Source organism: Candidatus Zixiibacteriota bacterium (assembly GCA_040753495.1).
In the GTDB taxonomy this organism is placed as follows: Bacteria; Zixibacteria; MSB-5A5; order GN15; family PGXB01; genus DYGG01.
The window spans coordinates 1-11432 of sequence record JBFMEF010000186.1 but is presented as its reverse complement, the minus strand read 5'-3'; the positions used below and the strand labels follow the sequence as shown (position 1 = coordinate 11432).

Below are 11432 nucleotides of genomic sequence, written 5' to 3'. Positions count from 1 at the left end.
TTGAGATGAGGCTTCTCTCGCCTGAGGTTGCGCTGGTTACATATCGGGCGTCGATTGTCCGCGACAATCAACCGGCGCGGGATTCCCTCCGATGCTCCATCTGGAAATCGATAAAGGGAGAGTGGAGGATGGTTTTCCATCAGGGGACGGCGATATAGATTTGTTTACGGCGCGGTCAGGAACCCCGAGGCAACCCCGTAAGCCATAACCGTCGTGGTAGAGAAGTTCGCTGGGTCACGATTTCGCGCCATAAGTGCCTTAGAATCAAGTGCATCGTACTTGACCGCTCGATATCATTACCCGCCGCAATAGTTATGAAAAGCGAGGCTATAGGGTCTTTCGCCCTCATCAGACTCTAAACTATTACGATTAGAGCTCTGAACTGAGCCAACATTGTCTTGACCTGCTGCAAACGACCGTTTATCTTAACTTTATGCTCATCCGGAAATTGACCGCTTCTGATGGTGAAACCTTTCGCGACTTTCGCATCGAGATGTGCCGGGAAAGCCCCGAGGCTTTCTCCGATACTCCCGAGGAGGTCGCCGCTTTCTCCGATGAAAAAGTGAAGTCAACCACGACGCCCAGCGCCGTCTATCCGGAAAAATTTATCCTGGCCGCCTTTGAGGGGGAGCGACTTCTGGCGACGGTGGCTTTTCATCGTGAGGAAAACTTCAAAGCGCGGCATCGAGGATGGATTTGGGGGGTCTATGTTCGCCCGGAAGCGCGTGGCAGGGGGAAAAGCCGTCAACTGATGAAGCAGGTTATCGAGGAAACAAGCCGGATTGACGGGCTGGAAATTCTGGGGCTGGTGGTTTCCTCCACTCAAACCGGCGCCCGGACCCTTTACGCTTCTCTCGGATTCATCACCACCGGGCTATTTTTAGATGCTTACAAATTCGATGAGGCGCATTATGTTGACCATGAAATAATGATGCTTCGTCTCAAAAAATAGAGATTCATAACAGCCGGAATGGAGACGGCTGATGACAGAATCACATTATAGAATTCAATTGCAACCGGACTTGGCAGCCGCCGTATATTAGGTCATAACGAAGGAGGCATAATGACTATAGCCGACCTGGAACATTTTCGAAATCTGCTTTTGGAGCGTCAAAATAATGTCGTCCAATGGCTTGCCTCGCCGGAAGACGCCGGCCAGGAAGAGGTTGACAAAGTCCAGAACCTCTTAACAGAAATAAAAGATGCTCTTAAGAGAGTCGAGCATCAAGACTTTGGAGTTTGCACCGTCTGCCAGGGAGAAATAGAGCACCATCGTCTGGAAATCCAGCCGACGGCGCAGATCTGCCTCGAATGTATCACCCAGCAGGAGCGCAACCAGCTGGAAGAAGAGCTATTCCTCGCTTCCAAAATTCATCGCGCTCTGCTGCCGCAGACGGTTGTTCATATTGACGGTTTTGACCTGGCGGTGAAATCGCTGGCGGCGCGGATAGTCGGCGGCGATTACTACGACTTCTTCACCGGCGGCCGCTCGGCCCGCATTGTGATTGCCGACGCCATGGGCAAGGGGCTTCCGGCCGGTCTTCTTATGTCCAACATTCAGGGGGCGCTCAAAATCCTTGCCGATGAAATCGAATCTCCCAGCCAACTGGTGACCCGTCTCAATCGCTGGCTTTGCCGCAATGTGCCGGTGACCAAGTTTGTCTCTTTTGTCTGTATCGCTCTCGAATCCGGTACCAATCAGAGTTCCCGGCTTCTTATGGCAAACGCCGGCCACTGCCCGCCGATTATAGTGCGCAACGGGGGCGCTATTGAGCTTTTGGAGCCAACCGGCGGTGTCCTTGGGGTTCATGAGCAGTTCGTTTTTCAGGAGTGCGCTCATCAGATGCAGAGCGGCGACCTGCTGGTGCTTTATACCGATGGCGTTACCGATGCCGAAAACGGAACCGGGGAGATGTTCGGCGACAACCGGCTTTTGCAGTTTCTCTCGAGCCACCCGGCGGCCGAACCGAATCAGCTGGTGAATCTTCTTATGACCGAAATCGACAGTTTTACCGGCCGGAAAGAGCTGAGCGACGATTTGACCATCATCGCCCTGAGGCGGCAGTAACTGATTCGCCCTTCTTCTGTTGAACTGCTATAAGGCGCCCCGGCTGGCATGACGGCAACATTGTATCGCCATATCATTTTGACAATTCTTCTTTCGACATTTCCAATTCATTGCTTTCAAAAAATATAGCCATATCGATTCCGCAGCGGTGAACTTTATTTGCTTTCCGCCGAAACCGTTTGCCCGACCGGCGGAAATTGTGTAAAATGTACCGATGTTTTAAACTTTAACGCTGTTTGATTGTCTAAATAGCAGCACTGATACCTAAGGATTGGATTAATGCAGAAGCGAAGACGCAATCTAATATTCATTGGCGCCCTGGTTATAGTCATTGTAGGGGCCGCTTATCTCTGGAGTCGCAACGGGAGCGACAAGCTCAGCTACCGCGTAGAAAAGGTTGACCGCGGCGACATTGTTGTCAGCATCAGCGCCACCGGCACTCTCAATGCCGTCACCACGGTGCTGGTCGGCTCGCAGGTCTCCGGCACCATATCCAAGATCTATGTCGATTATAATTCGCAGGTGCGTGAAGGGGAACTTCTGGCGCAAATCGACCCGACCTTTCTTCAAGCGACCGTCAGCGAGCAGAGCGCCAATGTGGACCGGGCACAAGCCCAGGTAAATGAAGCCGCCCGCAACTTCGAGCGAACCAAACAGCTCTTCGAAAAATCGCTCATATCACAGGCGGAACTTGATGCCGCCATCACCTCGCTCGAAACCGCTCAAGCCAGCCTCAAGCAGGCGGAAGCCTCTCTGGAGCGGGCAAAAGTCAATCTTCGCTATGCCACTATCAGGTCGCCTATTGATGGCGTGGTTATCTCGCGGGATGTCGATGTCGGCCAGACGGTCGCCGCCAGCCTCTCGGCGCCGACCTTGTTCACCATTGCCAATGACCTCTCTCGGATGCAGGTGGAAGCCAGCATCGATGAAGCCGATATCGGCAATGTAAAGGAAGGTCAGAAAGTCACTTTCCGGGTCGATTCTTATCCGGAAGAAGAATTCACCGGTAAAGTCAGCCAGATTCGTCTGGCGCCGGTGGTCAGCCAAAATGTAGTTACTTATAATGTCATTATTGATGTCTCCAATTCCGAATTAAAACTTATGCCGGGAATGACGGCCAATGTCATCATTGAAGTGGCTCGACGCGATGATGTCTTGCGGGCGCCACTTCAGGCGCTCCGCTTTGTCCCGCCGGTCGAGACTCGCGCCGCCGCCGACAAGACCGGTGATACTGCCTCCAAGGCTATGCCGGTCGCCAGAATCCGCCCGGATGGAATGAAAGCAGAGAGCCGCGACCCCTCGCGCGCCCGTCTGTGGATACTGGATGGCGTCACCCCGAAGGCGGTGCCGATTGTCAGAGGTTTGCAGAGCACCCGCTATGTCGAGATTGTTGAAGGTGAACTGAAAGAGGGAGATGAGGTGATTGTCGGGATGGAAGGCGCTGTCGCCGGTAATGCCGCGGTCACCGGGCAGAATCCTTTTATGCCTCGTTTTGGCGGCGGACGTCGATAAAGTTCTATTATGCGATTTTTTGAGATTATCAAAGTTGCCTTCTGGTCGCTGATGCGTCATAAGGCCCGCGCCATTTTGACCATGCTCGGCATAATCATCGGGGTTGGGGCGGTGGTCGCCATGGTGGCGGTCGGCAAAGGGGCGCAGGTCTCGGTGGAAGCGCAGATCGCCAGCCTTGGCTCTAATATCCTGATGGTCTGGCCCGGTTCCGTTTCGACGCGCGGTGTCCATTCCGGCGCCGGCGCAGCGCAGTCGTTGACGCTTGAAGATATTGAAGCCATCAAAGAAGGGGCGCCGGCCGTGCATGCCATCTCACCAAACCTTCGCGCCAACCGCCAGGTAGTCTATGGCAATCAGAACTGGTTCACTGAAATCTGGGGCGGCAACACCGACTTCTTCAAGATTCGCGATTGGCGATTGAATTCCGGAGAGCTGTTCACCGAGCAGGATATCCGCGGCGCTACCAAGGTTTGCGTTATCGGGCAGACTGTGGTCGATAATCTTTTCCCCAACCAGGACCCGGTCGGACAGACCATCCGTATCGGCAAACTTCCTTTCAAGGTGCTCGGCACCCTTTCGCCCAAAGGGCAGAATGCCATGGGACGCGACCAGGATGATATTATCATCGCTCCCTACACCACCGTGCAGAGAAAACTGATGGGGGTCGATTATATCGGCTCCATTATCATGTCGGCGGTCAGCAAGGAGAGAATTCCGCTGGCGGAAACGCAGACTCGGGAGATTCTCCGCCTGCGGCACCGCTTACAGGACTGGCAGGATGACGATTTCACCATCCGCACCCAGACCGATATCTCCCAGACGGCCAGCTCCACCTCCAATACCATGGCGGTGCTTCTGGCGATAATCGCTTCGGTGTCGCTCCTGGTGGGCGGTATCGGCATTATGAATATCATGCTGGTCTCGGTGACGGAGCGCACCCGCGAAATCGGGATTAGTATGTCTATCGGAGCGCGGCGGCGCGATATTCTCCGTCAGTTTCTGACCGAAGCGACCACTCTCAGCATTATCGGCGGAATAATCGGAATCGGACTTGGTATTTTTGCCTCCAACATGATTTCCAAATTCGCCGGTTGGCCTGTTCTGGTGGCGCCGGAGTCGATGGCGCTGGCCTTTTTCTTCTCCGCCGCGGTCGGCATCTTTTTCGGTTATTATCCGGCGCGCAAAGCCTCGCGTCTTAATCCGATTGAGGCCCTTCGCTACGAATAGGCGATCGCCGTCATCACCTAATCTGAGATGGTGAGGTTTTTCGACGGCACTTTTCTCTGACGATGCCATTGCACTATCAAATCGAGCATTTTATCCATTTTTGAGATGTCTTGCGCAGATTTTCCTTGCGCAAATGTTTTTTTTGTAAGATTTTCCCCTCAGAGGAGTAGGCCCCTCTATCCTGAGACATATATGACCGATATCAGCATCAAGGCGCCCGCAAAAATCAATCTCTTTCTGAAAGTGCTGGAAAAGAGAGCCGACGGCTATCATAATATCTACTCCTGGTTTCAAGCTGTCAGCCTGTTTGACCGCCTCGATTTCTCAAAAACGGAGAGCCCGGGGCTAAAGCTGACGGTCGAAGGGAGCGAGCAACTTCCTACTGATGACTCCAATTTGATAATCAAAGCCGCTCGGGGGCTGTTTGACAATCTTTCCCTTCCCGGCGGTCTGGAAATTAAACTGGACAAGAATATCCCGGTTGCCGCCGGTCTGGGGGGAGGGTCAGCCGATGCCGCCGCCACCATTTATGCCATTAATCGTCTGTATGATTTGCACTTATCGAATCGGGTTATGATGGATATTGGGCTGACGGTTGGTTCTGATGTCGCCTTTTTCTTCTCCAACGGGTCGGCGGAAGTTACCGGACGAGGAGATATTATTAAAGAGCTCTCATTGCCTCAAAATTACTGGATTGTATTGATAACGCCGTCTCTGGTAATATCAACCGCCGACAGTTATCGGCGTCTGAAAATGGACTTGACAATCTCGAAGGGTGATGTTAAGTTATCCAACTGCATCAATTTCAAGGAATTGGTCAGGAATATTGGTGATATTGGTAACGACTTTGAGAAGGTCCATTTTGAGTCCTATCCTGTCCTGGGACAGATAGCGGCCTTGCTGAGCGCCGCCGGCGCGGACTTGATTCGGATGAGCGGCTCAGGCCCAACGGTTTTTGGACTTTTTGAGAATATACCTGATATAGAGGTTTTGCAGCAAGCCTCTCGGGGGGATTGGCAGGTATCAATCAGTCGGCCAATAACCCTCCCCGCTTGGGACTGACAGGTATTTAAACCTTTGGCGGGAGGAAACGCAGTGGAGATAACCGAAGTTCGCATCATCCTTCGCGATGAGGAGAAACTCAAAGGTTTCGCCAATGTCACCTTTGACAATGCTTTCGTGATACGCGGTATGAAAATAATATCCGGGAATAAAGGGTATTTCGTTTCCATGCCGAGCCGAAGGCGGCCCGATGGGACCCACCAGGATGTGGCTCATCCGGTCAATAATGAAACGCGACGTTTGATTGAGGAGAAGGTTTTAGCCGCCTACGAGGCGGAACTGAAAGCCAAAAGCAAAGGTTAAGTAAGGCACACCGTTACTGGGGTGTCGTCAAGCGGTAAGACACAAGCCTTTGGAGCTTGCATTCCCAGGTTCGAATCCTGGCACCCCAGCCAAATTCCTGCCGACGCTTAGTATCAACCCATCTGAGCACAAGGGATGAAAAGTTGGAGCAGAGGAACTATGCTTGATTTGAAACTGATTTGCGGCAACGGCAACCGTCCGCTGGCGCAAAAAATCGCCCGTTATATCGGCGTTGAACTGACCGCCTGTGAAGTGCGGCGTTTCTCCGATGGTGAGATTTTTGTTCAAATCAATGAGAATATCCGCGGATGCGATGTCTTCATCATCCAGTCCACCAACGCCCCGGCCGAAAACGTGATGGAACTGCTGATATTGATTGAAGCCGCCCGGCGAGCCTCGGCATCGCGCATCACCGCCGTGATACCGTACTATGGATATGGACGTCAGGACCGCAAGGACCGTCCCCGCGTCGCTATCACCGCCAAGCTGGTGGCAAATCTGATTACCACCGCCGGCGCCGACCGGGTCATTACTATGGACCTCCATGCCGCCCAGATTCAGGGGTTTTTCGATATCCCTCACGACCACCTCTATTCCTCGCGGGTATTCAATGATTACCTGCAGAATCTGAACATTACTTCTCCGGTGGTGGTCTCGCCTGATGTCGGCTCTATCAAGATGGCGCGGGCATTCGCCAAATCATTCAAAGCCAGCCTGGCTATCATTGATAAGCGGCGTCCGCAGCCGAATCAGTCGGAAGTGGTCCATATTATCGGTGATGTCACGGGGCGGAATATTATCATCCGGGATGATATGGTCGATACGGCCGGAACATTGTGCCAGGCGGCCGAAGCCCTGGCGCGCGCCGGCGCCCTTGAAATCTACGCCGTCTGCACCCATCCGGTTCTCTCCGGCAATGCCATTGAAAAGATTAATGACAGCGTAATTAAGAAGATGATTATATCCGATTCGATAAATATCGAAAACAAAGTGCTTCCCGAAAAATTCCTGGTTCTTTCCACGGCCAATCTTTTCGGGGAGGCTATTATGAGAATATCCGGAGAGAAATCGGTCTCTTCGCTTTTTGATGATTGATAATTATTATTGGAGGTTTTGAGATAACGATGAAAGAAGTTGTTTTGACAGCGCAGGCGCGACCGGCTCAGGGTAAAGGGGCGGCGCGCAAAATCCGGCAGGGCGGCAATATTCCCGGGGTCCTTTACGGACCGGAAGTGAAACCGCTCAATATCAGCCTTAATCCGGCCGAACTGGCGGCGATGATTCGTCGCGAAAAGCGGACCAATATGCTGATTGACCTTAACGTGGGCGAAGAGAAAAAAGCCCGCAAAGTAATTATTCGCGAACTTCAGCGCGACCCGATAACCGGCGCCTATGAGCATGTCGATTTCTATCAGGTTTCGATGAAGAAAAAACTGCATCTGGCGGTGCATGTTCATCTGGCGGGAATCGCCTCCGGCGTGAAAAATTCCGGCGGAATTTTGGAGCATGTTACCCGCGAAATCGAAATCGCCTGCCTCCCCTCGGACATTCCCGAGCGGGTGGAGGTGGATGTCTCGGCGCTGGAAATCGGCGACTCGGTGCATGTGCGCGACCTGAAAATCGAGAAGGTCGATATTCTGACCGACCTGCACCAGACTATCGCGACAGTGGTGCCGCCGACCATTATCAAGGTCGAAACGCCGGTGGCGGCGGTGGCGGCTGAAGGTGAGGCGGCGGAAGGCGCGGCTCCGGCGGAAGGCGAAGCCAAAGCTGAGGGCGCCGAAGGCGCGGAAGGTAAAAAACCGGCTGAAGCCGGCGGGAAGAAACCAGCCGATGCCAAAGCAGCCCCCGAACCGGCTAAGAGAGAAAAGAAATAATTTTTCGATTGAGGTCGAACCGAAAACCCCGCAAAGGCGGGGTTTTTTTTATAGTCGGGCTGAATATTACCCCCCGGGAACTAATCCCCCCTTCGCATTGTATTAATAATAATTCCTTTATAGACTAAGATAGTCTATAATACTTTTTTTGTAGGATGCGGAATGCGACGACCCCTCTTTGTTTACATATCAATATTCCTTACAGTCTTTTCTACCATTGCTTTCGCCAACCCGGTTCGGGTCGGGCAGGTCGAAGTTGCCCTTCTGTCAGAAACCGAACAAATTACCGCCGGAAAGCCTTTCGGGAGCGCCATTCATTTCAAAATTGATGACGGCTGGCATCTGTACTGGAAAAACCCGGGCGATGCCGGCGCGCCCCCATCAATCGAATGGCAACTTCCCGACGGCTTCACTGCCGGGGAAATTCAATGGCCCTATCCGCATCGAATTGACCTCCCGCCGCTGACCGATTTCGGCTATGACAAGGAATTGACTCTTCTGGTCGAAATCACTCCTCCCTCGAATCTGCCGGTGTCGCGAAACGTCGAACTCCGCGCCACCATTGACTGGCTGGTCTGCAAGGAAATCTGCATACCGGGAGAAACGGAGGTTAGACTGGAATTGCCGACAGGAAGTAGTAACCTTTCCGCAAGCAACTCTGCAAATCATGCGTTTTTTGCCTCCGCCCGGGAAAAACTCCCGATTGAGAATGAAGACTGGGAAATTCAGGCATTAATGACTGAGAACGAACTGCTCCTTTCCATAGGAAAACCGAACTGGGTGGAGGGGAAACTGCAGTCAGTCCTGTTTTTTCCTGAGGAGCGGGGCATAATTGTCAATCCTGCCCGGCAGATATTTCAAGCCTCCGGCGAGCGACAGACACTCCGAATCCCCCGCGATAAGAATGTTCACCTAACGCCAGAGCGATTAAAAGGGATTCTGGTTGCCGAGCCGGGCTGGCGCGGACCTGGTTCAGAAAGAGCCTTGAAAATAAATATTCCGATCGATTACACCGGCATTGCCGTCGTCGCCAAAGGCGAAATTTCTGGCATCTGGATGGCGCTTCTGTTCGCCTTTCTTGGCGGCATGATTCTCAACTTGATGCCCTGTGTTCTGCCGGTCCTGTCGCTTAAAGTGCTCGGCATAGTAAGTCAGGCTGAACAGGGCCGTCGGAAATCATTATGGCACGGTTCAATCTTTGCCGCAGGCGTGATTGCCTCTTTCCTGGTTCTTGCCGGTATCTTATTAATATTGCAGGCGGGAGGGAATTCGCTTGGCTGGGGATTCCAGCTGCAATCGCCCGCTTTTGTCTTTGTGCTCGCCTCTTTTCTCTTTCTTTTTGCCTTGAATTTGATGGGTCTGTTCGAAATCGGACCGGTCTCTTTCGGAAGAAAAGCAGGGGTGTCTCATCATACCTCCGTCCAGTCATTCTTGAACGGCGTAACCGCCACTGTTGTGGCGACCCCCTGTACTGCTCCCTTTATGGGTTCGGCGCTGGGATACTCCTTATCGCAACCGCCATTGGCCGCTCTCTTGATATTTGCTTTCCTTGGAGCCGGAATGGCATTCCCTTATATAGTCCTTTCGGCTTTTCCGCAACTGTTGCGATTCCTTCCCAAACCGGGTCGATGGATGGTCATTCTCAAGCATTTCATGGGATTCTTGCTATTGGGAACGGTGGTCTGGCTCGCCTCAGTCCTGAATTTACAGGCGGGAGGAAGCGCCGTTGTTATTCTGCTATTGGTATTCTTGATTCTTGCATTGGCGGCCTGGATAAAAGGTCAGTGGGGGAGCATACCACTGACCGGGACAAGGACCTTCCTGGCCGCCACTGCATTTGTATTCCTAATAACCTTCGGCGTGACCATCGGACTCTATGCGCTTGATAAATTCGCCGAAACCGAAATCACCCGCGCCGGCACAGCGCCGGGTGGTCTGGTCTGGGAGAATTATTCCGCCGAACGTCTGGCGCAATTGCGTAATGAGGGACGACCGGTTCTTATTGATTTCACCGCCGCCTGGTGTCTCAGTTGCCAGGTCAACAAACGGGTAGCGCTCGAAAATGATGACGTCGTAAAAAGACTGGCCGAGTTAAATCTTGCCCTTATGCGTGCCGACTGGACCAGACGGGATGACAATATCACTTATGCTCTGGCGCAATACGGACGCAATAGCGTGCCGTTATATGTTTTATATACGGGAAAGGACAGCCTGCCCCAATTTCTGCCGGAGATTCTGACACCGCAGGTGGTTCTCGATGCCCTGGCTCAAATTGAAGACAGATCGATAATCTAAAAAGGAATTGATATAAAGTTTCAGAAAGGAGTAATGACCTCTATGACTCGCACCCATTTCTCAATCTTAACTCTCCTTGCGCTCAGCGTTGTTGCCCTCGCGGCTTTCGCTGAGCAGAAAACGCCGGAGACAGCCGCCGTTGCGACGGCTACAGTCGGGCAGACCGCTCCCGATTTCACCCTCATCGACGCCAACGGAAAGAGCCATTCCCTGTCCTCTTTCAAAGGAAAATTCGTGGTGCTGGAGTGGGTCAATTTTGATTGCCCCTTTGTCCGCAAGCATTACAATTCCGGCAACATGCCCCGCCTGCAGAAAGAGATGATGGAAAAGGGGGTTGTCTGGCTCGGTATCTGCTCCTCCGCTTCCGGGAAGCAGGGGTATTTTGAAGGAAAAGAACTGACCGAGCGGCTCAAATCGGAAGGTTTCAGCGCCAACGCCTATTTAATAGACAACGACGGCAAAGTCGGGCGGATGTACGGCGCCAAAACCACTCCCCATATGTATATCATCAGTCCTGAAGGAACACTTATATATGCCGGTGCCATTGACGACAAACCGACCACCAAACTGGATGATGTCAAAGGGGCTTCCAACTATGTAGTCGCGGCTCTGCAGGCGGCGATGGGCGGCAAGGAGATTGCCACCAAGAGCACTGTCTCCTACGGCTGCTCTGTGAAATACTGAAAATACTCTCTATCCCTCTATCATTAGCCGGAGGACTATGACTTCCGGCTTTTTTTTTGGGCGGGAAAATTCTGTTTGACAAATCTTCAAAATTTCCGACTATACTTATAAAGGGAGATCTGTATGTATAGTCTCTTTTGGATGAGATGTCGCGCGATGATATTCGCGCTTTCGGTTGTTATGCTGATTGCCGGCGAGGGAACATCAGTCGCGCAGACAGTAAATCCTTCCTCCGGTCTGACATACCTGACCGACGATGACGACTGGGACAAACTTCCGCCCGACCCTGAACCGGTTTTCGAACCGGCGTCGGAGCCGGAGCGGGAAGAGATGTCCAATGCTCCTGCCCAATGGTTCCTCGCCACAAGAGCCGGAGGAATCCTGGGATTTCAGATAAACGGCGA

Annotated in this window: 11 protein-coding genes and 1 tRNA gene; all 12 read left to right on the top strand. The window is 52.6% G+C overall.

Annotation, left to right across the window (positions count from 1 at the left end; translation table 11 throughout):
- Positions 1-433: 433 nt before the first annotated feature.
- A complete protein-coding gene (locus AB1690_12195) occupies positions 434-952 on the top strand; it encodes a GNAT family N-acetyltransferase (protein MEW6016067.1) in 519 nt (172 codons plus the stop codon).
- A 111-nt stretch (positions 953-1063) separates the two neighbouring features.
- A complete protein-coding gene (locus AB1690_12190) occupies positions 1064-2068 on the top strand; it encodes a SpoIIE family protein phosphatase (GenBank protein MEW6016066.1) in 1005 nt (334 codons plus the stop codon).
- A gap of 279 nt (positions 2069-2347) precedes the next feature.
- Complete coding sequence (locus AB1690_12185) at positions 2348-3580, top strand: efflux RND transporter periplasmic adaptor subunit (GenBank protein ID MEW6016065.1); 1233 nt, start codon at positions 2348-2350, stop codon at positions 3578-3580.
- Between the two features lie 9 nt (positions 3581-3589).
- Positions 3590-4807 (top strand): ABC transporter permease, encoded by a 1218-nt coding sequence (locus tag AB1690_12180; protein MEW6016064.1) that lies wholly within the window; start codon positions 3590-3592, stop codon positions 4805-4807.
- Positions 4808-4999: 192 nt separating this feature from the next.
- The gene (gene ispE, locus AB1690_12175) at positions 5000-5869 is read left to right on the top strand and encodes a 4-(cytidine 5'-diphospho)-2-C-methyl-D-erythritol kinase (protein MEW6016063.1); all 870 of its coding nucleotides are present in this window, start codon (positions 5000-5002) and stop codon (positions 5867-5869) included.
- A 33-nt stretch (positions 5870-5902) separates the two neighbouring features.
- A complete protein-coding gene (locus tag AB1690_12170) occupies positions 5903-6172 on the top strand; it encodes a SpoVG family protein (protein ID MEW6016062.1) in 270 nt (89 codons plus the stop codon).
- Between the two features lie 17 nt (positions 6173-6189).
- Positions 6190-6264, top strand: a tRNA-Gln gene (locus AB1690_12165).
- Positions 6265-6331: 67 nt separating this feature from the next.
- Complete coding sequence (locus AB1690_12160; protein MEW6016061.1) at positions 6332-7267, top strand: ribose-phosphate pyrophosphokinase; 936 nt, start codon at positions 6332-6334, stop codon at positions 7265-7267.
- Between the two features lie 29 nt (positions 7268-7296).
- Complete coding sequence (locus AB1690_12155; protein ID MEW6016060.1) at positions 7297-8049, top strand: 50S ribosomal protein L25; 753 nt, start codon at positions 7297-7299, stop codon at positions 8047-8049.
- A gap of 162 nt (positions 8050-8211) precedes the next feature.
- The gene (locus AB1690_12150; protein MEW6016059.1) at positions 8212-10344 is read left to right on the top strand and encodes a protein-disulfide reductase DsbD domain-containing protein; all 2133 of its coding nucleotides are present in this window, start codon (positions 8212-8214) and stop codon (positions 10342-10344) included.
- A 42-nt stretch (positions 10345-10386) separates the two neighbouring features.
- Positions 10387-11028 (top strand): thioredoxin family protein, encoded by a 642-nt coding sequence (locus AB1690_12145; GenBank protein ID MEW6016058.1) that lies wholly within the window; start codon positions 10387-10389, stop codon positions 11026-11028.
- A gap of 123 nt (positions 11029-11151) precedes the next feature.
- Positions 11152-11432: hypothetical protein (locus tag AB1690_12140; GenBank protein ID MEW6016057.1), on the top strand; the 281-nt coding region annotated here is incomplete at its 3' end.

Coding starts and splice junctions, on each gene's coding strand:
- AB1690_12180 (MEW6016064.1), top strand. CDS start 3,590: ATGCGATTTTTTGAGATTATCAAAGTTGCCTTCTGGTCGCTGATGCGT.
- AB1690_12155 (MEW6016060.1), top strand. CDS start 7,297: ATGAAAGAAGTTGTTTTGACAGCGCAGGCGCGACCGGCTCAGGGTAAA.
- AB1690_12145 (MEW6016058.1), top strand. CDS start 10,387: ATGACTCGCACCCATTTCTCAATCTTAACTCTCCTTGCGCTCAGCGTT.
- ispE (MEW6016063.1), top strand. CDS start 5,000: ATGACCGATATCAGCATCAAGGCGCCCGCAAAAATCAATCTCTTTCTG.
- AB1690_12185 (MEW6016065.1), top strand. CDS start 2,348: ATGCAGAAGCGAAGACGCAATCTAATATTCATTGGCGCCCTGGTTATA.
- AB1690_12150 (MEW6016059.1), top strand. CDS start 8,212: ATGCGACGACCCCTCTTTGTTTACATATCAATATTCCTTACAGTCTTT.
- AB1690_12190 (MEW6016066.1), top strand. CDS start 1,064: ATGACTATAGCCGACCTGGAACATTTTCGAAATCTGCTTTTGGAGCGT.
- AB1690_12160 (MEW6016061.1), top strand. CDS start 6,332: ATGCTTGATTTGAAACTGATTTGCGGCAACGGCAACCGTCCGCTGGCG.
- AB1690_12195 (MEW6016067.1), top strand. CDS start 434: ATGCTCATCCGGAAATTGACCGCTTCTGATGGTGAAACCTTTCGCGAC.